This window comes from Brevundimonas sp. (assembly GCF_047617075.1).
Lineage (GTDB): Bacteria > Pseudomonadota > Alphaproteobacteria > Caulobacterales > Caulobacteraceae > Brevundimonas.
Genome location: NZ_JBLGCI010000001.1, coordinates 125657 through 151092, shown reverse-complemented (window position 1 = coordinate 151092; position 25436 = coordinate 125657). Strand labels below are relative to the sequence as shown.

At 68.8% G+C, this 25436-nt stretch carries 20 protein-coding genes; 9 read left to right on the top strand and 11 right to left on the bottom strand.

Annotated features, from left to right (window positions below):
• Nucleotides 1-48 precede the first annotated feature (48 nt).
• Nucleotides 49-750, top strand: coding sequence for a DUF1499 domain-containing protein (locus tag ACI8U3_RS00715; RefSeq protein WP_415012945.1), 702 nt, complete (start codon nt 49-51; stop codon nt 748-750).
• A 45-nt stretch (nt 751-795) separates the two neighbouring features.
• On the opposite strand, the gene ACI8U3_RS00710 is transcribed toward ACI8U3_RS00715, so the two are convergent.
• Nucleotides 796-3213, bottom strand: coding sequence for a glycoside hydrolase family 3 N-terminal domain-containing protein (locus tag ACI8U3_RS00710; protein ID WP_415012944.1), 2418 nt, complete (start codon nt 3211-3213; stop codon nt 796-798).
• Nucleotides 3214-3418: 205 nt separating this feature from the next.
• Here ACI8U3_RS00710 and ACI8U3_RS00705 point away from each other — a divergent pair, with 205 nt between their 5' ends.
• Nucleotides 3419-4183, top strand: a complete 765-nt coding sequence (locus ACI8U3_RS00705) for a FadR/GntR family transcriptional regulator (protein WP_415012943.1) — start codon at nt 3419-3421, stop codon at nt 4181-4183.
• Nucleotides 4184-4335: 152 nt separating this feature from the next.
• Nucleotides 4336-6123 carry an IlvD/Edd family dehydratase gene (locus tag ACI8U3_RS00700; RefSeq protein ID WP_415012942.1) on the top strand — a complete coding sequence of 596 codons (1788 nt, stop codon included), beginning with the start codon at nt 4336-4338 and terminating at the stop codon, nt 6121-6123.
• Nucleotides 6124-6128: 5 nt separating this feature from the next.
• Here the strand turns inward: ACI8U3_RS00700 and ACI8U3_RS00695 are convergent, their stop codons facing one another.
• From ACI8U3_RS00695 to ACI8U3_RS00660, 8 genes are all read right to left on the bottom strand, one after another.
• Nucleotides 6129-6977 carry an aldose 1-epimerase gene (locus tag ACI8U3_RS00695; protein ID WP_415012941.1) on the bottom strand — a complete coding sequence of 283 codons (849 nt, stop codon included), beginning with the start codon at nt 6975-6977 and terminating at the stop codon, nt 6129-6131.
• Complete coding sequence (locus ACI8U3_RS00690) at nt 6977-7834, bottom strand: SMP-30/gluconolactonase/LRE family protein (RefSeq protein WP_415012940.1); 858 nt, start codon at nt 7832-7834, stop codon at nt 6977-6979. The genes ACI8U3_RS00695 and ACI8U3_RS00690 overlap by 1 nt, the downstream gene beginning before the upstream one ends.
• Nucleotides 7835-7836: 2 nt before the next feature.
• Nucleotides 7837-9279 carry an aldehyde dehydrogenase family protein gene (locus ACI8U3_RS00685; protein WP_415012939.1) on the bottom strand — a complete coding sequence of 481 codons (1443 nt, stop codon included), beginning with the start codon at nt 9277-9279 and terminating at the stop codon, nt 7837-7839.
• Nucleotides 9280-9404: 125 nt separating this feature from the next.
• Entirely contained in the window at nt 9405-10913 is a 1509-nt protein-coding gene (locus ACI8U3_RS00680; RefSeq protein ID WP_415012938.1) for a sugar porter family MFS transporter, read from the bottom strand.
• Nucleotides 10914-10962: 49 nt separating this feature from the next.
• Nucleotides 10963-11721: an SDR family NAD(P)-dependent oxidoreductase gene (locus tag ACI8U3_RS00675; RefSeq protein ID WP_415012937.1), complete on the bottom strand. Its 759-nt coding sequence runs from the start codon at nt 11719-11721 to the stop codon at nt 10963-10965.
• On the bottom strand, nt 11718-12881 hold the full coding sequence (locus ACI8U3_RS00670; RefSeq protein WP_415012936.1) for a fumarylacetoacetate hydrolase family protein: 1164 nt from the start codon (nt 12879-12881) through the stop codon (nt 11718-11720). Before ACI8U3_RS00670 ends, ACI8U3_RS00675 begins: the two co-directional genes overlap by 4 nt.
• A 117-nt stretch (nt 12882-12998) precedes the next feature.
• Nucleotides 12999-14051: a LacI family DNA-binding transcriptional regulator gene (locus ACI8U3_RS00665; protein ID WP_415012935.1), complete on the bottom strand. Its 1053-nt coding sequence runs from the start codon at nt 14049-14051 to the stop codon at nt 12999-13001.
• Between the two features lie 51 nt (nt 14052-14102).
• Nucleotides 14103-14954: an LD-carboxypeptidase gene (locus tag ACI8U3_RS00660; protein ID WP_415012934.1), complete on the bottom strand. Its 852-nt coding sequence runs from the start codon at nt 14952-14954 to the stop codon at nt 14103-14105.
• A gap of 75 nt (nt 14955-15029) precedes the next feature.
• On the opposite strand from ACI8U3_RS00660, the gene ACI8U3_RS00655 reads away from it, so the two are divergent.
• The 6 genes from ACI8U3_RS00655 (at nt 15030) to glk (ending at nt 23956) form a co-directional block, all read left to right on the top strand.
• Nucleotides 15030-16427, top strand: coding sequence for a UDP-N-acetylmuramate--L-alanine ligase (locus ACI8U3_RS00655; RefSeq protein WP_415012933.1), 1398 nt, complete (start codon nt 15030-15032; stop codon nt 16425-16427).
• Nucleotides 16428-16547: 120 nt separating this feature from the next.
• Nucleotides 16548-18509, top strand: coding sequence for a TonB-dependent receptor (locus ACI8U3_RS00650; protein WP_415012932.1), 1962 nt, complete (start codon nt 16548-16550; stop codon nt 18507-18509).
• Between the two features lie 149 nt (nt 18510-18658).
• Nucleotides 18659-20110 (top strand): glucose-6-phosphate dehydrogenase, encoded by a 1452-nt coding sequence (gene zwf / locus ACI8U3_RS00645; protein ID WP_415012931.1) that lies wholly within the window; start codon nt 18659-18661, stop codon nt 20108-20110.
• 246 nt (nt 20111-20356) lie between these two features.
• Nucleotides 20357-21058 (top strand): 6-phosphogluconolactonase, encoded by a 702-nt coding sequence (pgl, locus tag ACI8U3_RS00640; protein WP_415012930.1) that lies wholly within the window; start codon nt 20357-20359, stop codon nt 21056-21058.
• Nucleotides 21059-21062: 4 nt separating this feature from the next.
• Nucleotides 21063-22967, top strand: coding sequence for a phosphogluconate dehydratase (gene edd / locus ACI8U3_RS00635; RefSeq protein WP_415012929.1), 1905 nt, complete (start codon nt 21063-21065; stop codon nt 22965-22967).
• Nucleotides 22967-23956: a glucokinase gene (glk, locus tag ACI8U3_RS00630; RefSeq protein WP_415012928.1), complete on the top strand. Its 990-nt coding sequence runs from the start codon at nt 22967-22969 to the stop codon at nt 23954-23956. Before edd ends, glk begins: the two co-directional genes overlap by 1 nt.
• A 12-nt stretch (nt 23957-23968) precedes the next feature.
• Here the strand turns inward: glk and ACI8U3_RS00625 are convergent, their stop codons facing one another.
• Complete coding sequence (locus ACI8U3_RS00625) at nt 23969-24973, bottom strand: adenosine kinase (RefSeq protein WP_415012927.1); 1005 nt, start codon at nt 24971-24973, stop codon at nt 23969-23971.
• A gap of 47 nt (nt 24974-25020) precedes the next feature.
• Complete coding sequence (gene trxA / locus ACI8U3_RS00620; RefSeq protein ID WP_415012926.1) at nt 25021-25359, bottom strand: thioredoxin; 339 nt, start codon at nt 25357-25359, stop codon at nt 25021-25023.
• Nucleotides 25360-25436: the final 77 nt, after the last annotated feature.

Sequence of the window (25436 nt, the reverse complement as noted above, 5' to 3'; positions counted from 1 at the left end):
ACGCGGAAATTGGCGTCACCATCGGCGAACAACGGCGGGAGCGGCGGCATGAGCAGATCAAAATACGGCGGCGTCCTGCTGAAGGCGGTGTTCCTGATCGCCCTGGCGGCGCCGCTGCTGGGCTTCGGGGCGGCCTTCGCTACGCGGGTCGGGCTGATCGAGTGGCGACTGGGCTATGAACAGCTGACCCTGATCTGGGGCTGGCGGCTGGCCTGGGTCAGCGCGGGCGCGGCGCTGGCGACGCTGCTGCTGTCCATCGGGGATGTGAAGCGGCGCGGGCTGTATGCGCTCGTGGCTGTGCTGGCGGCGGGGGCGACCCTCTATCTGCACATGGCGCACCGCCAGACGCAGGCCGCTCATCCTCCTGTGCATGAAGCCGCCAGCGACTGGGACGAGCCGCTGGGCTTTTCGCGGGTGATCGGGTCGCAGCGCGCCCGCGCCGGGGCCGCGCCTCTGGCCACCAGCCACGCCGCCGTCTGCGATCAGGCGCTTGTGGCCCGGACGCAGGTGGCGCCCGAGGTGGGCGAGGCGGCGCTGGAGGCCGCGGGCTTCACGGTGGTGGGCACGTCGCCGTTCCGCATCGAGGGCACGCGCGACAGCTTCTGGTTCGGATTCACCCACGACGCGGTGCTCCGCATCCGGCCGGGCCGCACGGACATGCGCGTGTCCGGGCGTGAAGACAGGCCGGACGGCGGCGAGGCGTGCCGTCTCGCGGGCCAGATCAGCGAACGCCTGCGCGCCGCCGAGTAGGCGCCGCCCGCCGTTCCCGAAGGAACGACGGGCGACCGGGGAGGATCAGCGCACCGTCAGGGTCGCCGATTGCAGGTCGACGGAGTTGGGGCCGGCGTGGATGGTGAAGGTCCCGGGCTCCACCACCCGTTCCATGTCCACGTTCCAGACCGACAGGGCGCGGGCCGGCAGGTCCAGCGTCACCGTGCGGGTCTCGCCGGGCTGCAGCGTCACCCGCTCGAAGGCGGCCAGTTCGATGACCGGGCGGGTGACCGAGGCGTGGTCGTCGCGGACATAGATTTGCACCGTCTCGTCCCCCGCCACAGCGCCGGTGTTGGTGACGTCCACCTGCACCTGGGCCGCCTCGCCCACGCCGATGACTGGCTGTACCAGACGCGGCGCGGACATGTCGAAGCTGGTGTAGCTGAGGCCGTAGCCGAACGGGAACAGCGGGCTGGTCTCATCGAACAGATAGCCCCGGCGCGCGGTCGGCTTGTGGTTGTAGAACACCGGCAGCTGGCCCACCGAGCGGGGGATAGTCACCGGCAGCTTGCCGCCCGGATTGACCCGGCCGAACAGGACGTCGGCGAAGCCGTTTCCGGTTTCCTGACCCAGGTACCAGCCCTCGATCAGCGCGTCGGCTTCCTCGACCAGCTCGTTCACCGCCAGGGGACGGCCGTTGAGCAGCAGCACGATGGTGGGCTTGTTCAGGGCGAAGATGGCGCGAGCCAGGTCCATCTGCTGGCCCACCAGCTGAAGGTCGGCGCGATCGCCCAGATGGCTCTCGGCCCAGGCCTCGCGGCTGAGCTGTTCGTTCTCGCCCAGCACCATGACGATGACGTCGGACTGGCGGGCGACCTCGACGGCCTCCTCGATCAGGCGGGCGTTGACGGCGGGGTCGATCAGATCGACCGCGTCGGCGGCCCACTCACGGCTTTCGGTCAGACGCACGCCCTCGGAATAGACCACCTCGAAGCCGCCTTGCTCGGCCTCGGCCTCAAGGCCTTCCAGCACGCTGACCACGTGGGCGGGCACATCGCTGTAGCCGCCGATGGGGGTGTCCACCGCATGGGTTCCCAGCACCGCCAGACGGCCCAGGCCGTCCGCGTGCAGCGGCAGGGTCTGGTTGTCGTTCTTCAGCAGGGTGATGGCGCGTCCGGCCACCTGACGGGCCAGGGCGATGGCGTCCGGGGTGGCGGTCAGGGCGTCGGCGGTTTCGGGGTCCGCATAGGGATTCTCGAACAGACCCGCCTCGAACTTCATGGTCAGGATACGGCGCACAGCGTCATCGATCTGGGCCTCCGACACCCGGCCCTCGCGGACCAGCTCGGGCAGGTGGATGTAGCCCTCGCCGTCCGGCAGCTCGATGTCCACGCCGGCGTCCATGGCGCGCACGGTGGCGTCCTGGATATCCTCGAACATCTGGTGGCGCGTGACCATCTCGCGGATGGCGAAATAGTCGGACACGACCAGGCCGTCATAGCCCCACTCCTCGCGCAGCACGTCGTGCAACAGCCAGCGGTTGGCGTGGGACGGCAGGCCGTCGATCTCGTTGTAGGAGGCCATGACCGAGCGCACCGGCAGTTCGGTGATCGCCCGTTCGAACGGCGGGAAAAACACCTCGCGCAGAACCCGCTCGGAGATCTGGGCCGGGCCGACGTTGATGCCGTTCTCGGGCTCGCCGTGGCCGGTCATGTGCTTGAGGGTGACGAAGACGCGATCCTCGGCCAGCGGCAGGGTCTCGCCCTGATACCCCCGGATCGCGGCCAGACCCATTTCGGACACCAGATGCGGGTCCTCGCCGTAGGTCTCCTCGATGCGGCCCCAGCGGGGGTCGCGAGCCACGTCAACCACGGGCGCAAGGGTCAGGTGAACACCGCGGGCGCGCATCTCGCGCGAGGCCACATTGAACACCTGCTCGATCAGGTCCGGGTCCCAGGTGCTGGCCAGGGCGATGGACTGGGGAAAGCTGGTGGCCCCGCGGGCTGTGTAGCCGTGCAGCGACTCCTCGTGGAAGATCAGCGGGATGCCGAGGCGAGTCTCTTCAACGGCCCAGCGCTGGGCGGCGTTGATGTACTCCACCGTCTGGCGGCCGTCGCGGTTGACGGCGCCCTCGGTGACGCCCGCCGCGCCGTTGGCGGCCGGATCGACGCCGCGCATGTCGGACGGGCGGGAAATCTGGCCCAGGCCGTGAGGGAAGACGGCGGAGGCGCGCTCGGGCGAGAAGTCGCCCTCCGGCGTCTGGACGTCGCCCTTGTTCTCCCACAGCCCCTGCATCTGGGCGACCTTCTCCTCCAGCGTCATGCGCGAGAGCAGGTCCTCGACCCGTTCGGAGATCGGCGCGGACGCGTCGCGATAGACGGGCGTCTGTTCCTGATAGGCGAAAGCCGGCTGCATCGGCGCCAGCATCATGGCCAGGGCGGCCCCGAAGGCGGTGAGCGCCCGTCCTCGCCGGAATCGCTCCGGCCGGTCCCATTTGGTCATTTGCATCCTCCCTCGCTCCCGCCGGTTCATTCGCGACCGGCTTGGTAGCGCTATCATTATTTAGACGGCATCCCGGCGCGCTGGTCAACCAATGGTCTGACGATTGCATGGCGCCGCAGAACGTCGCATACGCATTTCTCGCACAAGACGCGGGTCTTCAGAAACGCCCGCGCCTGCATGCCGCGACGGAGCGAAACAGCCGCCCATGGCGTCCGAAACCAGATCCAGAGCCGTCGCGGACCAGCGCATCGGCAAGCCGGCGCGCAGCCCCGCCCGCATCCATGGCGCCATCGCCCACGACCTGGGCGTGGCCATCGTCTCGGGCCAGTACAAACCCGGCGAGATCCTGCAGAACGAGATCGATTTCTCTGAGCGTCTGGAGGTGTCCCGCAGCGCCTATCGCGAGGCCATCCGCATCCTCGCGGCCAAGGGGCTGGTGGAGAGCCGGCCCAAGACTGGCACCCGGGTGAACCCCGAGGCGCGCTGGAACCTGCTGGATCCGGACGTGCTGGCCTGGTCCTTTGAAACCGAGCCCAGCCCCTCTCTGGTCAAGGGTCTGTTCGAGTTGCGCCTCATCATCGAACCCGCCGCCGCCGCCCTGGCCGCCGAGCGCCGCAGCCCCGAACAGGTGACCCGCATGCGCGAGGCCCTGATGGCCATGGAGCGCCACGGCCTGAGCACCGAGGAAGGCAAGGCCGCCGACCGCGATTTCCACGCGACCATCCTTGAGGCCACGGACAATCCGCCCCTGCTGAGCCTGGCCAGCACCATCGGCGCGGGCGTCCGCTGGACCACGGTCTACAAGGAACGAAAAAAAGAGCTGCCGCGCGATCCCATGCCCGACCACTGGAAGGTGTTCGACGCCATCGCCTCTGGCGGGCCGGAGGCGGCGCGGGCGGCTATGACCGAACTGGTGGAGATGGCCCTGCAAGATACGGCGCGCGCCCTGCAGCAGCGCCCGCGCGCCTGATCATCGATCATTTGAGACTTGTCCGACCATTGAGACGCGGCTATTTGTCTGACTAATTGGCGGGCCGGCAGCGAAGACCGATGGGGTCAGCCGACCCGTTTCCGTCTCCCCGCCCCCCGGCCCGCGCCGGCGGCCCTGACCGACAGGCACTCATGACCAAGCCTCTCCGCTCTCGTCTGTGGTTCGACAATCCCGCGAACCCGGACATGACGGCGCTGTATCTGGAGCGTTACCTGAACTACGGCCTGACGCTGGAGGAGCTTCGCTCGGGCAAGCCGATCATCGGCATCGCCCAGACCGGCTCGGACCTGTCGCCCTGCAACCGCCACCACATCGAGCTGGCCAAGCGGGTGCGCGAGGGCATCCGGGAGGCGGGCGGCATCGCCCTGGAATTCCCGGTCCATCCCATCCAGGAGACGGGCAAGCGGCCCACAGCCGGGCTGGACCGCAACCTGGCCTATCTGGGGCTGGTGGAGCTTCTGTACGGCTATCCGCTGGACGGGGTGGTGCTGACCATCGGCTGCGACAAGACCACCCCCGCCTGCCTGATGGCGGCGGCCACCGTGAACATCCCCGCCATCGCCCTGTCGGTGGGCCCCATGCTGAACGGCTGGAACAAGGGCGAGCGGGTGGGCTCGGGCTCCATCATCTGGACCGCCCGCGAGATGATGGCCCGCGGCGAGCTGGACTATGACGGCTTCATCGAGCTGGTGGCGACCTCGGCCCCGTCGGTGGGCTACTGCAACACCATGGGCACGGCCTCCACCATGAACAGCCTGGCCGAGGCGCTCGGGATGTCGCTGCCGGGCTCGGCCGCCATCCCGGCGCCCTACCGCGAGCGGGGGCAGTGCGCCTACCGCACCGGCCTGCGCATCGTGGACATGGTGAAAGAGGACCTGAAGCCGTCGGACATCCTGACAAAGAACGCGTTCCTGAACGCCATCGCCGTCAACTCGGCGATCGGCGGCTCCACCAATGCGGCGGTGCACCTGACCGCCCTGGCCCGCCACGCGGGGGTCGAGCTGCCGCTGAAGACCTGGCAGGACCACGGCCACCACATCCCCCTGCTGGTCAATCTGCAGCCGGCGGGAACCTATCTGGGCGAGGACTTCCATCAGGCCGGTGGCGTGCCCGCCGTGGTCAATCAGCTGATGGGCCAAGGGTTTATCCGCGAGGACGCGCCGACGGTCAACGGCAAGTCCATCGGTGAGAACTGCCGGGGCGCGGAGATCGTCCTGCCCGACGTGATCCGGCCCTTCGAGACGCCGCTGATGGCCGAGGCGGGCTTCATGGTGCTTTCGGGCAATCTGTTCACGTCGGCGGTGATGAAGACCAGCGTCATCTCGCCCCAGTTCCGCGACCGCTATCTGTCCGACCCTGCCGATCCGGAGGCCTTCGAAGGAACCGCCGTGGTGTTCGACGGGCCCGAGGACTACCACCACCGCATCGACGATCCGGCTGAGGACATCACCGAGCGCTCGGTGCTGGTGATGCGCGGCTCGGGGCCCATCGGCCATCCCGGCGCCGCCGAGGTGGTCAACATGCGCCCGCCCGCGCACCTGATCAAACAGGGCGTCACCGCCCTGCCCTGCATCGGCGACGGACGCCAGTCCGGCACCTCGGGCAGCCCCTCGATCCTGCACGCCTCGCCCGAGGCGGCCGCCGGCGGGACCATCGCCGTGCTCAGAAACGGGGACCGGATCCGCGTGGACCTGAACACATCCACCGTCACCCTGATGGTCCCGGACGAGGAGATCGCGGCGCGCAAGGCCGCGCTGGAGGCCGCAGGCGGCTACGCCTACCCCGCCTCACAGACTCCCTGGCAGGAGATCCAGCGCGACCTCACCGGCCAGCTGGAAACCGGCGCCACCCTCGAGAACAGCGTCAAATACCACCGCATCGTCGACACCATCGCCCGCGCGCCGAGGGACAATCATTAGGCTCGTCAGGCGATGCTGAGGCCCAGGCTTATGCCCAAGGCCTCGCCGGGCTGAAGCACTGACATGGAACCTCGCGCATCAGGCGCGCCGTTGACGGCGTCGGGGCGGTGGGTGACCGGCTCGACACAGATGAAATCCTCCCCAGGCGGCGTGAAAACCTGGGCGACAGGGCAGTTTTCCGACGCCGCGATGCGCACGACGTGATCGCCCTGATCCAGGCGCGCGCGGCCGTTCCAGCCTGAATAGGCGTGATCGATGAAAGGCGCTTCGGCCACGCGCCGCCCGCCTGACAAGTCCATGCCGTCGCCTGCGCTGATGGGCCGCCAAGGTACGTCAGACGATGTGACGTCCCAGGCGCCGTCGGCCTCGAGCGTCAGGCGAGTGGCGTCGCCGCGAGGGAAATAGGGATGCAGGCCAAGACCGGCGGGCGACGCTTCATCGGCCGCGTTGCACAGGGACAGGTCGATGCGCAGCCCCGCGTCGGACAGGGTGAAGGTCTGCACCGCCCGGTAGGCCCAGGGCCAGGCGCCCGGAGCGTGATCGTAGATCAGGATCGCTGCGTCCGTCCCCGTCGCCTCAGCCCGCCACGGGGCAAGCCAGCCATCGCCATGCAGGGCGTCGGGCGCAAAGGTGTCCAGCACCGGCAACCGCACGTCCCGTCCTTCAAATGCAAACCGTCCGCCCATGATCCGGTTGGCGTAAGGGACCAGCGGGAAGCAAGCGGTTTGCAGAATGTCGCCGGTTTCGGGCGGCGCGGGGCGGAGAATGGAAACACCGCGCCAGGTCAGCGCCTCGATCGAACCGCCCAGGTCCGGCCGCAGGATCAGTCTCCAGTCGCCGCAGGTCAGGCGCATCAGAGACGGATTGTCGCCTGGGGCAGGCCGGGCGTCTCCACGCGAACGCGGAACAGACCGCCGGCCATGGGCTGTGCGGCGCGGGTCTCGGCGCCCTGCCCCAGCCAGGCGGTGGTGCAGTACAGGGTCTTCAGGTCGTCATCGCCGAACGCGGCCTTGGTCACGGCCGAGACGGGGAAGTCGATCTTGCCCAGATACGCGCCGTCGGGTGCATAGCGCCCCACGCCCCAGCCGCCGAACAGGCCCACGTGCAGCACGCCCGCTGAATCCATCGACGGGCCGTCGGCGTAACCTTCGGATGTCGTGGCGAACAGGCGCTTGTTGCCGATTGCGCCGTCCTTGTGATCGAAGGCGTAGACGGCCTTGTCGAGGGTGTCGTGGTGATAGAGCACCTTGCCATCCGGGCTGAGGGCCGGGCCGTTGGTGACGCCGTAGCCGTCGTCCATCAGCGTCAGCGCACCGGCCGCCCAGCGGTACAGGGCGCCGGTCTTGCGCTGTTCGGAGTCGTCCATGGAGCCGAACCACAGGACGCCGTCAGGGGCCACGAAGCCGTCGTTCAGGCGGTTCTGCGGCCGGTCCTGCTCCACCGGCTGGAACAGGGAGAAATCACCCCGCTCCACATCGAACCGATGAAGCCCGCCGCGCACCCCGCAGATCAGCGAGCCGTCCTCGGCCGGCAGGGCGAAGCCGATCTGGTCCGGCGCGGACCAGCTCTGCTTCGCTCCGTCATCGACGCCGTAGCGGTTCAGGGTGCGGCCCTTGATGTCCACGAACCAGACACAGCGCCGGTCCGCGTCCCACACCGGGCCCTCGGCCAGCTCGGCCCTGAGGTCCCAGATCAGTTCGGGCGCGGGCACGATCAGCTCCAGGAGTAGGCGGTCTTGGTCTGGGTGAAGAACTCCACCGCCGCGAAGCCCTGCTCGCGCGGGCCGTAGCTGGATTTCTTCGAGCCGCCGAAGGGCACGTGATAGTCCACACCGGCCGTCGGCAGATTGACCATCACCATGCCCGCGCGGGCGTTGCGCTGGAAGTGGCGGGCGTGCTTCAGGCTGGTGGTGACGATGCCGGCGCTGAGGCCGAACTCAACACCGTTGGCGACCTCGAGGGCCTCTTCATAGGACTTCACCCGGATGGTGGAGGCGACGGGGCCGAAGACCTCTTCCTGATTGATGCGCATGTCCTTCGCCGTGTCGGCGATCAGGGTCGGCTGCACGTACCAGCCGGGCTTTTCCATCTGCAGGCGGTCGCCGCCGGTAACAATGCGGCCGCCGTCGCCCCTGGCCACCTCGATGTAGCGGTACGACGTCTCCATCTGGTCTTCGCTGACGGCGGGGCCCATCTGGGTGTCGGGGTCCAGGGCGTCGCCGACGCGCAGGGCCTTCACCTTCTCCGCCAGGGCCGCGACGAATTTGTCGTGGATTCCGTCCTGAACGATCAGCCGCGAGGAGGCGGTGCAGCGCTGGCCGGTGGCGAAGAACGAACCGTCCAGGGCGATCTGCACCGCACGATCCAGATCGGCGTCGTCCATGACCACCAGCGGGTTCTTGCCGCCCATCTCCAGCTGCACGCGGGCCTGACGCTTGACCGCGCCTTGGGCCACGCCCGCGCCGACGCCTTGCGAGCCGGTGAAGCTGACGGCGTCGACGCCGGTGTGATCCACGATGGCCTGACCCACGCGGCCCCGGCCGATGATCATGTTGACCACGCCCTTGGGCAGACCCGCCTCGTGCAGGATGGCCACCAGCGCCTCGGCGGTGGCGGGGGTCTGTCCGGCGGGCTTGATCACCACCGTGTTCCCGAAAGCGAGCGCTGGCGCCATCTTCCAGGCCGGGATGGCGATAGGGAAGTTCCAGGGCGTGATCAGGCCGTAGACGCCCACCGCCTGGCGATAGGTCTGGACCTCCACGCCGGGGCGCGTCGACATCAGGTTCTGCCCGTGCAGGCGCAGGGCCTCGCCGCCGAAGAACTTCAGGATGCGGGCGGCGCGCACGGTCTCGCCGATGCCCTCGGGCAGGGTCTTGCCCTCTTCGCGGGAGAGCAGGCGACCCACCTCCTCGCGGCGCTCCATCAGGATGTTGGAGGCCTTGTCCAGCACATCGGCGCGCACCTCCGGCGAGGCGTCGGCCCAGCCGCCGAAAGCGGCGCGTGCGGCGTCCACCGCAGCATTGACCTCGGCGTCACCGCCGTCGGGGACGCGGGCCACCAGATCACGGGTGTCGGACGGGTTCAGGCTCTCGGACGGCCGGTCCGTCGACACCTTCTCGCCGTTGATCCAGTGGGACAGTTCGAGGGTGTCGGACATGGCGTGTCTCCTGTTTGGTCCGGCCGGGGAGGTCGCGGACCCTAAGTCATCATACAAATCAGGCAAGGGCCGAACGAAGGAATTCGTCCGGCCCCCGTCTGCTCATCGTCGAGGGACCGGCGGTATCAGCCGGTCATCTGCTCCAGTTCCTTGCCGCGGGTCTCGTGAACCAGCGCCAGGACGAAGAAGACCGAAACGAGGGCGCTCACGGCGTAGAAGCCATAGGTCAGCGTCAGGCCAATGCCGGCGGCCATGATCGGGAAACTCATGGTGATGCCGAAATTGGCGATCCACTGGGCGAAGCCCGAAACCGCCAGGCCGGAGCCGCGGATCTGGTTCGGGAACATCTCGCCCAGCATGACCCACATGACCGGGCCCCAGCTGAAGTTGAAGAACATCACGTAGATATTGGCCGCCACCAGCGCCAGCAGCCCCATCCCGGGCGTGAGATCCAGGAAGCTGGAGGACAGGGTGGTCTGGGCGTCATAGACCGTTCCGTTGTTCAGCACCGTGCCCGCCTCCAGCACCGTGCCCGAGGCCATGAAGGTCCCGGTGGAGAAGGCGTAGGCCACCAGCCCCAGGGTGATGGCCATGCCCACCGAGCCGATCAGCAGCATGGGCTTGCGGCCTAGCCTGTCGATCACCAGCAGGCCCGCGATCACCGCCGCGATGGACAGGGCGCCGGACAGCACATTGATCAGCAGGGCGTCGTTTTCGCTGAGGCCCACCGACTGCCACAGCACCGCGCCGTAGTAGAAGACGATGTTGATACCTACCAGTTGCTGGAACACCGCCAGGCCGATGCCGGCCCAGACGATCATGCGCACGCCGCCCTTGTTGCGGTCGATCAGGTCCGACAGGCGCGGCTTGTGATCGGCGGTCAGCGACTGCTGGATTTCGGCGACCTTCAGACCGGCGGCCTTCGGTCCGAGCAGTCGGGACAGAACCTCGGTGGCTTTCTCGTGCTTGCCTTTGATGACCAGGAAGCGGGGGCTTTCGGGGATCAGGAACAGGGCAAAGAAGAAGATGACCGCCGGAATCAGTTCGATCCAGAACATCCAGCGCCAGGTGGTGAAGCCCAGCCAGAACTCGGTGGTCGAGCCGCCCGCCGTATTGGCCAGCAGGTAGTTGGCCAGGAAGGAGAAGAACAGGCCCGAGATGATGGCGATCTGCTGGATCGTGGTCAGGCGGCCGCGCATATGGGCGGGCGCCATCTCGGAGATGTAGGCCGGCGCCATGACGCTGGCGGCGCCAACGGCCAGGCCGCCCAGTATGCGGTAGATCACGAACTCCGTGGAGGTGCCCGCGATGCCGGAGCCCCAGGCGCTGACGATGAACAGCACCGCCGCGAGGATCATCATGCTGCGGCGGCCCCAGATGTCGGCCGCGCGCCCGGCGAAGGCCGCGCCAACCGCACAACCCAGCAGCATGGAGGCGACGTTGAATCCTGTGCCCACTTCCTCGGAATTAAAGGCCTGACGCAGACCGTCTACGGTGCCGTTGATGACGCCGCTGTCGTAGCCGAACAGGAAACCGCCGATCGTCGCCACCAGAACGGTGAGGATGACCAGCCCCATGTTCGTTCGCTCGAGTTCGGCGGAGGGTGGCCCCCCCGTCTGATTTACATCCGTCATGCCTCAGTCCTCCCGATGGGGCTCTCCCGGCCCCGGTTGAGACGCCCGGCTATCGCCAGCCGGCGTCCACGAAATACTCATGCCCGGTGATGGCTCGGGCGTCATCAGACGACAGGAACAGAGCCATGGCGGCGATGTCCCGGGGTTCGATTCTCAGCGTCAGGCACTGGGCCGCCACGATCTCGGCCTCGCCCTCCGGCGTGTACCACTTCATCTGGCGCTCGGTTTTCACATTACCCGGAACGATGCAGGCCACGCGCACGCCGTCGGCGCCCCATTCGCGAGCCAGCGCCCGCGTCATGCCCTCGATGGCCGCCTTGGCGGTCTCGTAGAGCGACAGATCCGGCAATCCCAGGTGCCACGAGATGGAGCCCAGATTCAGGATCACCCCCTTGCCCCGGCGACGCATGGCGGGGGCCACGGCCTGGGCGGCGAAGAATTGATGGCGCAGGTTCACGGCCATGCGCTTGTCCCAGTAGGCGGGCGTGACGGCGTCGACCTGGTGGCGATCGTCGTTGGCGGCGTTGTTGACCAGCACATCCACCTCGCCGTGCTCGGCCTCGATGCGGGCGAAGCAGGCCTTCAGCGCCTCCAGGTCGGTCAGGTCGCAGGACATGAACACCGGTGCGGGGTCCAGGGTGGACAAGCGCGATTCCACCGCCCGCGAGGGTTCCTCGGCAATGTCCAGAAACACCACCCGCGCGCCTTGCCGGGCGTAAGCCTCGGTCATGCCCTCGCCGATGCCGGAGCCGCCGCCGGTGACGACTACAATCCGGTCCTTGAGAGAGGGATAGATCGCTTCGCTCATCGCGCGCCTCCAAGCAGGCCGCGAGAGGCCAGATTACGCATCAGTCCGGAGACCCCCAGCGTCCAGGGCGGGGCCTGGTCGCAGGTGGTCACCTTGTTGTCGAGAACGCCGAGGCGGGGCGAGGACACCCGCACCCGGTCGCCCGGCTTGTGGGTGAAGCCGCCGCCGGGCGCATCACGATCCTCAATGGGGGCGAACATGGTGCCCAGATAGAGGATCAGGCCGTCGGGATACTGGTGGTGCTTGCCCACCGTCTGACCCACCAGTTCCACCGGATCGCGGCTGATCAGGCTCATGGAGCTTTCGCCCTTCATGATGAAGCCGTCGTCGCCCACCACCTCCAGCGAGATTGTGGCGCGGCGCAGGTCGGCCAGGGTGAAGGCATCGTCGAACAGGCGGATGAAGGGGCCCAGCGCCGCCGAGGCGTTGTTGTCCTTGGCCTTGCCCAGCAAAAGGGCCGAGCGGCCCTCGATGTCGCGCAGATTGACGTCGTTTCCGAGGGTCGCGCCCAGGATGCGGCCGGTGGAATCGCAGACCACCGCCACCTCGGGCTCCGGGTTGTTCCAGGCGGAATCCGATCGCACGCCCACATAGTCGCCCCAGCCCACCGAGGACAGGATCGGCGCCTTGGTGAAGATCTCCGCGTCCGGGCCGATAGCGACCTCCAGATACTGGGACCACAGGCCGTCGGCGATCAGGGCGGTCTTGAGGGCGGCGGCCTGCTGCGAGCCGGGCTTCACGGCTGACAGGTCGGCGCCCACCTTGTCCTTCAGGGCTTTGCGGATTTCATCGGCGGCGGCGGCGTCGCCCCTGGCGCGCTCCTCGATCACCCGCTCCACGGCGGAGACGGCGAAGGTGACGCCGGACGCCTTCACGCATTGCAGATCGACGGGCGACAGCAGCTTGATCGCATCGGGAGACGGCGCGTCCCAGACCGTTGCGAAATCCATGTCCGCCAGGGCGCCGAGATCGCGGCCCTCGAAGGCGGCGAGCTCATCGGCGCGGGCCATCGCATCGGCGCAGGTGGGCGCGAAACCGGAGATGTCCTGAACCCGGCCCGCGCGGACGCGAATGGGCGTCGGGCCTTCTGGCAATTCGATCCGTCCGATCAGGGTCGCGGCGTCCCAATCCGCCGCAAGGCAATCAACAATACTGGTCATTTCCCCCGCCGTCGCGTGAGGTGGGCGAACCCACCGGCGCGGTCGTTTCTGTTAGCGGTAACATCGAAGGGCTGGCCGCCAGTGTCAAGGCCCATCAAGCGGGTTACAATCCGCTGGTCAGGCGTCCTCAGGTGCCGGACCGCAGGAGCCGCGCACCACAAGGGTGTGCGCCACCAGCCGGTCGGTGGGCGCGTCCGCGCGCGCCTGGCCCCGCCCCCGGATATCCTCGCTGAGAATGCGCACGGCGGCCTCGGCCATCTCGGCCACCGGCTGGCGGACGGTGGTCAGCTCCGGCCAGACCGCGGTGGCGATTGAGGTGTCGTCGAAGCCCACCACGGTCAGCTGGCCCGGCACGTCCAGCCCCTTGCGGTGGGCGGCGGTCAGGACGCCGGCCGCCATATCGTCGTTGGAGGCGAAGATCGCCGTCGGCGGACGCCGCGCGGACAGCAGGCGCTCGGCCGCCTCGAGGCCCGAGCGATAAGTAAATTCACCCGCCTCGATCAGGGCGGTGGCGACGGGTTCGGCCGCGCGCATCTCGGTCTCGAAGCCCAGCAGGCGCTCGGCGCTGGCGGTCTGGTTAGAGGCGCCCTTGATGAAACCGATGCGGCGATGGCCAAGCGCCAGCAGGTGGCGGGTCATCTCGGAGGCGGCGGCGAAGTCGTCGATGCGCACGGCGCTGGCGTCCGACCGGAAGCGCCCCGCGGCCACGGCCACCACCGCCACCTCCCCGTCCTTGAGCTCGGACAGGGCCGCGTAGGATTCGCCGTGGGGGGGCGGCAGGATCACGCCCGAGGCGCCGCCCGCGATCAGGCGCCCGACGGCGGCGCGCTCGCTGTCCGGATCAGGGTCGCACTTCTCAATGAGCAGCAGGGCGCCGGTCTTCTGGGCGCCGTCCAGGGCCCCCACCAGAAACTCGCTGAGATAGCCGGCCGACGGATTGGAGTAGAGCAGGCCGATGCGGCCCCCGCCCTGGCGCGCCAGGCTGCGCGCCGCCGCGTTGGGCGCGTAGCCCAGCGCATCCACCGCCTCGCGCACGGTCTTGCGGGTGGCGTCCTTGACGCCCGGCGCCTCGTTCATGACCCGCGACACGGTCATGGGCGACACCCCGGCGCGGCGCGCCACGTCATGGATGGTGACGGCGCCCTTTCTGTCCTTGCGGGAGTCGGCCAAGCCTGCTCGCCCTTTCAGATTGCAACGTCCTCTGATCGACCCTGGAAGGGCTCAGGTCAACGGGCCGAAGGGCACGACGCGGTTGGCGGAATCGTGACCGATGTCGGCGCGGCCCAGGTACGGAATGCCCGACCGGTCGCACCAGTAGCGCACGATCTGTTCGGAGCTCAGGCCGAAGTCCGGGTCGTTGGGGGTGATGTCGCTGATCCGGCCCAGACGAATGCCCGCCACGCGCCGGATCGCGGGCTGGCCGGTGATGTGGAACATGGCCCGGTCGGTGCGGTAGTCCGCCTCCCCCACCTCCTCCAGCATCAGCACGTGGCCGGTCAGGTCCGGCTCCAGCGCGGTGCCCAGAAGCTGGCTGAGAATGGTGATGTTGAATGCAGCCGTCGGCGCGGCGTCGGTCAACACAGAGGGCTCCAGCGCCGCCTTGTCCCGCCGCACCAGCCAGTCGAGGGCGCGCACGAAGGCGACCTTGCCGTCGGACCGGCGCAGGTCCTGCACCATTGGCCCGTGGAACACGTGTTCAAATCCCAGCCGGTAAAGCCCCGCGAGAATCGAGCCGGCGTCGGAATAGCCCATGAAGGTCTTCTTGCGGGCGACGTCGTTCAGCCCCGCCATCACCGCTTCGGCGATACGGCACGAGCCATAGCCGCCGCGCGCAAACCACAGCGCGTCATGGGTTGGATCATTGGCGACATCCAGAAACGCCTTGGCGCGGCTGGCGTCGTCGCCCGCGAAATGGCCGTGCTTGCCGAAGGACGCGGGGTGGAACTTCAATTCGACCGACCCGTCGGGATAGAGCGCGCGCACCATCTCGTGCGCCTGTTCGGCGGTCTCCCGTTCGAAGCGGGAGCTGGCGGCCGCGACGCCGATGCGGAAGGGCTTGTCGGGGCTGGCCATTCTCTCGCGCAATCCTCTGGCGCTGCGGGCGCGCCGTGCTAGTCAGACGCTTCAAGCCTTCGGGGTTCGCGGCGCATGAATCAAGACCAGTCCTATTTCTTCTGCGGCGTCGGCGGCTCGGGCATGCTGCCTCTGGCCCTGATCGTGAAGGCGCGCGGGGCCTCCGTGGAGGGCTCGGACCGCGCTTTGGATCAAGGCCGCACGCCCGAGAAATTCGACTGGCTGCGCGGCCAGGGCTTCACCCTGCATCACCAGGACGGATCGGGCGTGCGCGCCGATCATACCGTGGTGGCCACCGGGGCGGTGGAGGACACGGTGCCCGACATCCGCGCGGCCAAGGCCGTGGGCGCCCGCATCCTGACCCGGCCCCAGTTGCTGTCGGACCTGTTCAACGGCGCAGAGGTCAGCGTCGGGGTGGCGGGCACCAGCGGCAAGTCCACCATCACCGGCATGATCGCCTGGATTCTGCACCGGACCGGGCGAGAACCCACGGTCATGAACGGCGCGGTGATGAAGAATTTCGTCCAGCACGACCAGCCCTTCGCCAGCGCCCTGATCGGCGGGCCGGACCTGTTCGTCAGCGAGGTGGATGAGTCCGACGGCTCCATCGCCCGCTATGAGCCGTCCGTGGCGGTGATCTCCAACGTGTCGCTGGACCACAAGTCCATGGAGGAATTGCGGGCCCTGTTCGGCGGCTTCGCGGGCCGGGCGGCGACGGCGGTGCTGAACCTGGACGACGCCGAGACCCCTGCTTTGGCGCGACAGGCGAAGGCGGCGATCACCTTCGCGCTGGACCATCCGGACGCCGACCTGCGCGCCGTGGATCTGGCGCCCACCGCCACAGGCATGACCTTCCGCTTGATCGAGAAGGGCGGCGCGACCCATGACGCGGCACTGCGCGTGCCCGGCGCCCACAATGTCGCCAATGCGCTGGCGGCCGTCGGGGCGGTCAGGGCGCTGGGCGTCCCGGTCGCGGAGGCGGTGGCCGCGCTTGCCGACTTCTCCGGCATCCGTCGCCGTCTGGAGGTGGCCGGTCAGGCGGGCGGGGTCACCGTCATCGACGACTTCGCCCACAACCCGGACAAGATCACCGCCACCCTGAACACCCTGCACGCCTTTCCCGGCCGCCTTCTGATCCTGTTCCAGCCCCACGGCTTCGGGCCGCTGAAGCTGATGAAGGCCGAGTTCATCGACGTCTTCGCCCGGCTGATGAACCCCGACGACGTGCTGCTGATGCCCGAGCCGGTCTATTACGGCGGCACCACCGACCGCAGCGTGGGGTCGGGCGACATCGCCGACGGGGTGACGGCGGCGGGGCGCCATGCGCAGGCCCTGCCCGACCGCGCCGCCTGCGGCGAGCGCCTGATTCAGATGGCGCGCCCCGGTGACCGCATTCTGATCATGGGCGCCCGCGACGACACCCTGTCCGAGTTCGCCGCCGAGCTGCTGAAGCGCCTCGGCCCGGCGGCTTGAGGGAACGCCCGCCCATTCCATCTGTTCGACAGGTCGCCCTCACATCCAGTCTGCCCGCCGGAGCCCGCCATCTTTCAAGCCGACGTCCCGCCCGCCCCGCCCGTCACCGTTGACGAGATCGTGGTCACCGCCGCGCGCCTGCCGCCGGCCGCCGGCGACGCCGCCTTTGCGGTGATCCGGCTGGACCAGCAGGATCTGGAGGCCAGCCTGCGGGTGGACGAGGCCCTGACCGGCGTACCCGCCGTGTCCCTGTTCCGCCGCACGTCCAGCCTTTCCGCCAATCCGACGACCCAGGGCATATCCCTGCGCGCCATCGCCCCGTCGGGCGCGGGCCGCACTCTGGTGAACCTGGACGGCGTGCCCCTGAACGATCCGTTTGGGGGTTGGGTGATCTGGTCGCAACTGGCGCCGGAGTCCCTGGACAGTCTGGACATCGTGCGCGGGTCGGGCGCAGGCCCGTACGGCGCCGGGGCCCTGACCGGGGTCATCGTGATGCGCGAGCGTGAGGCGGGAGCGGTGCTGGACGCTTCCGTGGCCGAGCGCGGCGGCGCGCGCCTGTCCGGATCGGGATCGCAAGGATTCGGGCGGCTGACCCTGACCACCTCCGGCCTCTACGAACACAGCGACGGCTATGTGCCCGTGCGCGGCCCGGAACAGGGCGCCGCGGACACGCCCACGGACCTTGAGAGCCTGGGCGGCGCCCTGCGCGCCGACTGGGCGGCCACGAACGACATCGCGATCTCGGCCCGGGTCGGCGCCTGGGAGGACGAGCGCGGCGCCGGGCTGGACGGGGCGCGGGCGGAATCCAGCGGCCAGATCTACAGCCTGACGGCGGCCCGCCAGCCGACCGAGGACCGACTGGGCTGGCGGGCGCAGGTCTGGCGCCACGACAGCGATCTCAGCAACACCTTCGTCTCCGTGGCCGACGACCGATCGAGCGCGTCACTGGCCAACAACCAGTACGCCACCCCGGCCACGGGGCTGGGCGCCAACTTGGCTCTGCGCCGCGCCGCCGAGCGCTGGGGCGGCTCGCTGGAATGGGAGGTGGGCGCCGACGTGCGATCCACCGAGGGCGAGGTGCGCGAAGTGAACGCGTTCAACCGCCAGCGGATCGCGGGCGGCGAGACCCTGATCGCGGGCGCGTACGCCGAGGGCTCCTGGACGGGCGGGCCCTGGCTGATCGCTGGGGGGCTGCGCGCCGACCGGTGGAGCAACGAGAACGGCCGCCGACTGGAGACCAATACGGCGACAGATGTGGTGCTGCTGGACCAGCGCTCGCCCGACCGTGACGGCGAGGTGGTCAGCGCGCGTCTGGCGGCGCGGCGCGATCTGGGCGGCGGATGGGCGGCGCGAGCGGCGGCCTATACCGGGTTCCGCCCCCCGACCCTGAACGAGCTGCATCGCCCCTTCCGTGTCGGCAACGACATCACCGAGGCCAATCCAGAGCTGGAGCCCGAGGTCCTGCGCGGCATTGAGGCGGGTTTGGCGTGGAGCGGCGGCGCGCTCGATCTCACCGCCACGGTGTTCCACAACGAGATCGAGGACGCCATCGTCAACGTCACCATCGGCGAAGGGCCGGGGACCTTTCCCGTGGCCGGTTTCGTGCCGGCGGGCGGGGTGCTGCGCCAGCGCCGCAACGCCGGAACCGTTGAAGCCACCGGCGTCGAGATGGAAGCCCGCTGGCGGCTGGAGACCGTGACCCTGTCGGGCGCCCTGTCGGCCACGGACGCCCGCATGGACGGCGGCGTCGATGCGCCCCAACTGACGGGCCTCCGCCCCGCCCAGGCGCCCATCTGGAGCGCCACGGCCGGGATCGACTGGCGCGCGTCAGACCGGCTGGGTCTGTCCGCCCGCGCCCGCTATGAAAGCCGCCGTTTCGACGACGATCTGAACAGCCGCACGCTGGATCCCGCCGTGGTGCTGGACGCTCGGGCGCAGTGGCGGGCGGGCCCGCGCACCGTGCTGTATCTGGCCGCCGACAACCTGTTCGATGAGAATGTGAAGGTCGCCCTCACCGGCGACGGCGTGCCCGGCTATGGTCCCCCGCGCACCCTGCGCGCGGGACTGCGGCTCACCTATTGACCTTGATCGAGTGAAATCTTGCTCCGCGAGCTCATGGAAACCGGTGTCAGCGCATAAACTGATGTTTCAATGGGGATTGGTCCGGTTGGCGCGGGCGCGGAAATCCCCCAAGACAGGCTATCCACGCAACTGGTGAAGGTGAGGCGCGAATGCCGACGCTCGTTCTGTTCGGCGGAGGCGGCGATCTGGCGCTGCGCATGCTGCTGCCGTCGCTCTATTTCCTGGAGCACGACGACCTGCTGCCCGAGGGTCTGAAGGTCATCGCGGCCGCGCGCAGCGAGGAAAGCCGCGACGACTATCTGGCCCGCGTGCGCGAGTGGGTCCAGCCCCGGGCCGAGGCCGACAGCCAGTGGAGCACGAAGGCGTTCGACCGGCTGGCCAAGCGCATCGACTATCTGGCCGTGGACGCCACCGATCCGGAAAGCCTGTTCGCGCTCAAGGACATGGCGGGGACCGAGGACGTCACCTATTTCCTGGCCGTCTCGCCCTCGCTGTACGCCCCCATCGTCAATGCGCTGAAGGCCATCGGCATGACCGGGGCCGGCACGCGCATCGTGCTGGAAAAGCCCGTCGGGCGCGACCTGAACACCTTCCGCGAGATCGACCAGGCGGTGGGCGCGGCCTTCACCGAGGATCGGGTGTTCCGCATCGACCACTATCTGGGCAAGGAGACGGTCCAGAACCTGATGGCGCTGCGCTTCGCCAACGTCATCTTCGAGCCCCTGTGGAACAACCTCAGCATCGATCACGTGCAGATCACCGTGGGCGAGACCACCGGGGTCGGCGACCGCTGGCCGTACTATGACGAGTACGGAGCCCTGCGCGACATGCTGCAGAACCACATGCTTCAGCTGCTGTGTCTGGTGGCCATGGAGCCGCCGTCGGACATGGATCCGGACTCGGTGCGCAACGAGAAGGTCAAGGTGCTGCGATCCCTGCGCCCCATCACCAAGGCGGCCGCGAAGAAGGTCACCGTGCGCGGCCAGTACACGCCCGGAACCGTCGAGGACCGGGCGGTCAAGGGCTATGAGGACGAGCGGGGCCAGGCGTCGGACACCGACACCTTCGTCGCCCTGCGCGCCGACATCGACAACTGGCGCTGGGCCGGGGTGCCGTTCTTCATGCGCACTGGCAAGCGCATGCCCGACAAGCGCACCGAGATCGTCATCCAGTTCAAACCGGTGCCCCACTCTATCTTCGACGGCGACGGGCGCGGCGACATCGTCGCCAACCGCATGGTCATCGCCCTGCAGCCGGACGAGGACGTGTCCCTGTCGGTGATGAACAAGGCGCCGGGGCTGGACGCCCGGATGCGGCTGCAGCCCATCCGCATGTCGCTGTCCTGGGGCATGGAGGGCGCGAACGCCCGCCCCCCGCGCCGCCGCATCGCCTATGAGCGGCTGCTGCTGGACGCGCTGAACGGCGACTCCACCCTGTTCGTGCGCCGCGACGAGGCGGAGAAGGCGTGGGAGTGGGTGGACGGCGTCTCGGCCGCCTGGCGCGCCGCCGAGATGAAGCCCGAACCCTATGAGGCGGGAACCTGGGGCCCCTCCGGCGCCTTCGATCTGATGAGCCGAAACGGACGGGCGTGGAATGAGTAGGATGCAGGATCAAAGATCCCTCTCCCGGTGGGAGAGGGCTGCGCGCAATTTTCAGTTCCGCTCATCCCCGCGAAAGCGGGGACCCAGTTCTGTCCAGCTTGACGCCGGCGCCTCAGGACCGGCGATCCGCGAATTGTCGTTTTCCGCTTCAACACCCAAATCACTGGGTCCCCGCTTTCGCGGGGATGAGCGGATAATTTTGAGCTATCGGCGGCTATGCGAATACCTGCGACCGGAGAAGGCCGCATGACCGTCGCTATCGAAGCTTTTTCCTCCGCCGCCGATTGGTCGGAGGCCTGCGCCGAACGCCTGGCGAGTGCGCTGGGCGAAGGTCTGTCGGCAAACGCTACGGCCCTGTTCGCCGGGGCGGGCGGGTCGACGCCCTCGCCCATCTATCGCCGGCTGGCCGAGGCTGATCTCGAATGGTCGCGGGTCGCCGTGACGCTGGTGGACGAGCGCCACGTGCCGGAAAGCTCGCCGGACTCCAACGCCCGGCTGATGCGCGAGACCCTGCTGACCGGCCGGGCCGCCGCCGCGCGCTTCATTCCCCTGCACCACGCCGCCGTCACCGTGGACCGCGCCGCCGCCATGGCCGCGAAGGCGCTGCAGGCCGAGGGGCCGCTGGACGCCGTGCTGCTGGGCATGGGCGAGGACGGACACATCTGCTCCATGTTTCCCGGCAGCCCGACGCTGAAGACCCTGCTGACCACGGCGCTGGAGCCCGCCGTCTTCGGCGTGCCGCCCGGCCGCGACGGCATGGCGCCGCCGCAGGAGCGGATCAGCCTGAACATCCCCTACCTGGCCCGCGCCCGCCGCGTGGTGCTGGCCCTGACCGGCGCGAGGAAGCGCGCGGTCTTCGAGGCCGAGGCGACGGGTGATCCCGCCGTCCAGCCCATCGCCGCCCTGATCGCCAGCGGCGCCCCTCTCGAGGTCCTCTGGACAGAGTAAGCTGATGCCCCCCACTCCTGCGACCATGAATCCCGTCACCGCCGCCGTCACCGAGCGGATCATCGACCGCAGCCGCGAGACCCGCGCGGACTATCTGCGCCGCATGGACTGGGCCGCCGGAAACACGCCCGGCCGGGCCAAGCTGTCCTGCGCCAACTGGGCCCACGCCTTCGCCGGCGCGCCGGTCAAGGACAAGCTGAACGCCATGTCGGGCAGCCAGCCCAATGTGGGCATCGTCACCGCCTATAACGACATGCTGTCGGCCCACCAGCCGTTCGAACGCTTCCCCGACATCGTGCGGCAGGCCGCGCGCGAAGCCAATGCGACCGCCCAGGTAGCGGGCGGCGTCCCCGCCATGTGCGACGGCGTCACCCAGGGGCGCCCGGGCATGGAGCTGTCCCTGTTCAGCCGCGACGTCATCGCCATGTCCACGGGCGTGGCCCTGACCCACGACGCCTTCGACGCGGCGCTTTGTCTGGGGGTCTGCGACAAGATCGTGCCGGGCCTGTTCATGGGCGCCCTGGCGTTCGGCCACCTGCCCGTGGTCTTCGCCCCCGCCGGGCCCATGCCTTCGGGCATTCCCAATGCGGAGAAGGCCCGCGTTCGCGCCGAATATGCGCAGGGCAAGGTGGACCGCCAGACCCTGCTGGAAAGCGAGATCGGCAGTTACCATTCGCCGGGCACCTGCACCTTCTACGGCACCGCCAATTCCAACCAGATGATGATGGAGGTGGGCGGCCTGCACCTGCCGTCCACCGCCTTCGCGCACCCGGAGACTGGCCTGCGCGACGCCCTGACGGCGGCGGCGGCGAAGCGGGCGGTCGAGCTGGCCCGCGAGAACCAGAGCCGCATGGCCGACGTCATCGACGAGAAGTCCATCGTCAACATGGTCGTAGCCCTGCTGGCCACCGGCGGGTCCACCAACCACGCCATCCATCTGGTGGCCATGGCGCGGGCGGCGGGCGTCATCATCAACTGGACCGACATGGACGAGCTGTCCTCGGTCACGCCCCTGCTGGCGCGGGTCTATCCCAACGGCTCGGCGGACGTGAACGCGTTCCAGGCGGCGGGCGGCGTGGCCTTCGTCATCCGCGAGCTGGCCCAGGCCGGCTATCTGCACAGCGACGTGACCACGGTCATGGGCCAGGGCATCGAGGCCTATTTCCAGGAGCCCATGCTTCAGGACGGCGAACTGGTCTGGAAGGACGGTGTGACCGAGACGCTGGACCCGGAAATCCTGCGCCCCGCGTCGGACCCGTTCCAGAAGGACGGCGGCCTGCGTCTGGTCAAGGGCGCGCTGGGCCGGGCGGTGATCAAGGTCTCGGCGGTCAAGCCGGAGAACCGGGTGGTCGAGGCCCCCGCCGCCGTCTTCGACAGTCAGGAAGACGTGCTGGAGGCGTTCAAGGCCGGGCAGCTGGACCGCGACGTGATCATCGTCCTGCGCTTCCAGGGACCGAAGGCCAACGGCATGCCGGAGCTGCACAGTCTTTCCCCCGCCCTGTCGGTGATTCAGGATCGCGGGTTCAAGGTGGCGCTGGTCACCGATGGCCGCATGTCCGGCGCCTCGGGTAAGACGCCCGCCGCCATCCACCTGAGCCCCGAGGCGCTGGACGGCGGCGCCCTGGCGAAGGTGCAGGACGGCGACGTGATCCGGCTGGACGCCGAGAGCGGCGTGCTGACCGTGATCGGGACCGACGGCTTCGAAGACCGGGAGCTGGCGCCGCGCCCGCAGGCCTATGCCGACAGCTCAGCCTGGGGCTATGGCCGCGAGCTGTTCGCCGCGTTCCGCCATGTGGTGGGGACCGCCGAGGACGGCGCCTCGGTCTGTTTCGACTTCGCGGCAAGCGGACCGGCCCGCGCCGATACGCCCGCCGACCCCAATATCGTTGACCGCACGGTGGACGCCTGATGATCCCGTCCAATACCGTCCGAACCGATGAGCGCACCTTGCTGGTGGGCGACGTGGGCGGCACCAACGCCCGCTTCGCCATCGCCCGCTGGAAGGACGGCCGCCCGGTGCTGGAGCATCACGAGAGCTTTCTGGGCGCCGATTATCCGACGTTTCTGGAGGGCGTGCGCGCCTTTATCGACGGCTGCGAGGTCAAGCCCACCGGCGGGATCATCGCGGTGGCCGGGCCGGTCACCGACGGCGCCATCGACCTGACCAACTCGCCCTGGCAGGTGTCCGAGGCCGAGCTGGCGACCCTGGGTCTGGACCCCGTCCGCCTGATCAATGATTTCGAGGCCCTGGCCTGGGGCGCGCCCATCGTGCCGGGCGACTGTCTGGAAAGCCTCGGCGGGCCGGAACAGGGCGATCCCCATTCGGCCATCGCGGTGCTGGGCCCCGGCACGGGCTTCGGCGTCGCCGGGCTGGCGCGCGATATCCACGGCAATGAAATGGCCCTGCCGTCCGAAGGCGGGCACGCCTGTTTCGCGCCGGGAGACGCCGTCGAGGACGAAATCCTGCGCATCCTGCGCCGCCGCTATGACCGGGTGTCCATCGAGCGGCTGATCTGCGGGCCGGGCCTGCTGAACATGCACCGCGCCCTGGCGGAGATCGACGGACGCGAAAGCCATATCGACGATCCGGCCGAAATCACCCGCGCGGCGCTGGAGGATCACGACAGCGCCTGCGGCGCCACCCTCGCCCGGTTCTGCGCCATTCTCGGAGCCGCAGCCGGAGACATCGCACTGACCATGGGCTCGCGCGGCGGGGTCTATATCGCCGGCGGCATCGCCCCGCGCATCCTGCCCTTCCTGAAGGTCAGCCCGTTCCGCCAGCGGTTCGAGCGAAAGGGCCGATTCAAGGGCTATATGGCCGATATTCCCACATGGGTGATCACCCACAAGCACGCCGCCCTTCTGGGCGCCGCGCGGGTCGCCTTCGCGGAGCGCTAGACCGATCAGCCTCTAAAGTTTCAGGCCCTTGTCCTTCGCCAGATCGGCCAGGCTGGTCATGGGGCGCGGACCCCAGTGGGCGATGACCTCGGCGGCGGCAAGAGAGCCCAGCTTGCCTGCGTCCTCCAGCGACAGGCCGCGCGCCAGACCCAGCAGCAAGCCCGCCGCGTACTGGTCGCCGGCGCCGGTGGTGTCCACCACCTTGTCCACGGAGACGGCGTCCACCGCCACCCGCTGGTCGCCCTTGATGACCACCGAGCCCTGGGCCCCGCGCGTCACGGCGGCCACCTCGACCATGCCGGCCAGTTGGTCGCAGGCGGCGTCGAAGTCTTCGGTCTCGAACAGCGCGCCCAGCTCCGCCTCGTTGGCCAGCACAATGTCGGCGGACTGTTCGATGAAGGCCAGCAGTTCGGCGCGCCAACGGGCCACCACGAAGGTGTCCGACAGGGTGATGGCCACCTTGCGCCCGGCCCGGTGGGCGATGTCGGCGGCGCGCTCGAAGGCGGCGCGGGCGGGCGCCGGGTCGAACAGATAGCCTTCCAGATAGACGATGGCGCTCTCGCCGATCATCTCCGGGTCGATGTCGTCGGCGGTCAGCTGGTTGGCGGCGCCCAGGAAGGTGCACATGGTGCGCTGGCCGTCGTCGGTGACATTGATCAGGCAGCGGCCCGTGGACGGCCCCTCGCTCAGACGCGGCGTGTCGAACGCCACCCCGGCCGCGCGGATATCGTGGGCGAAGACGTCGCCCAGCGTGTCCTCGGACACTTTGCCGATATAGGCCGCACGCCCGCCGTAGGAGCCGACGCCCGCCACGGTGTTGCCCGCCGAGCCGCCCGACGCCTCCACGCCCGCGGCCATGTCGTCGTAAAGGGCGGCGCTCTGGGCCTCGTCCACCAGCTGCATGGAGCCGGGTTGGAGGCCGCGCGCGGACAGGAATTCGGGTTCACACGGCGCGAGCACGTCCACAATGGCGTTGCCCACGGCGCAGACGTCGTATCGGATCGGGGGATTGGTCATGCCCGCTCCTTAGCGGGGCGGGCCGACCGTTTCCAGCGGCGTAACGCTTATTCCGCCGGTTTCGCCGCCCCGGACTCCACCAGCCATTCCATGATCTTCTGCTTGGGCATGGCGCCCACCTTCATGGACGCCATGTGGCCGTCCTTGAACAGCATCAGGGTCGGGATGCCTTTCACGCCCAGCTTCGAGGGCGTCATGGGGCTGTCCTCGATGTTGATCTTGGCCACGGTCAGCTGTTCGGAATAGTCGTCAGCGATCTGCTCCAGCGCCGGGCCGATCTGCTTGCACGGACCGCACCATTCCGCCCAGAAATCGACCAGCACGGGCTTGGACGCTTTCAGGACGTCGGCTTCGAAGCTGTCGTCGGTGACCTTGAGGGTGGGCATGAACAATCTCCTGAGCGGCCGGTCAGTTTAAGGCGATTCCGGCGCGGGTCACGATGTGGGGACGCCGGAGCCCCGGG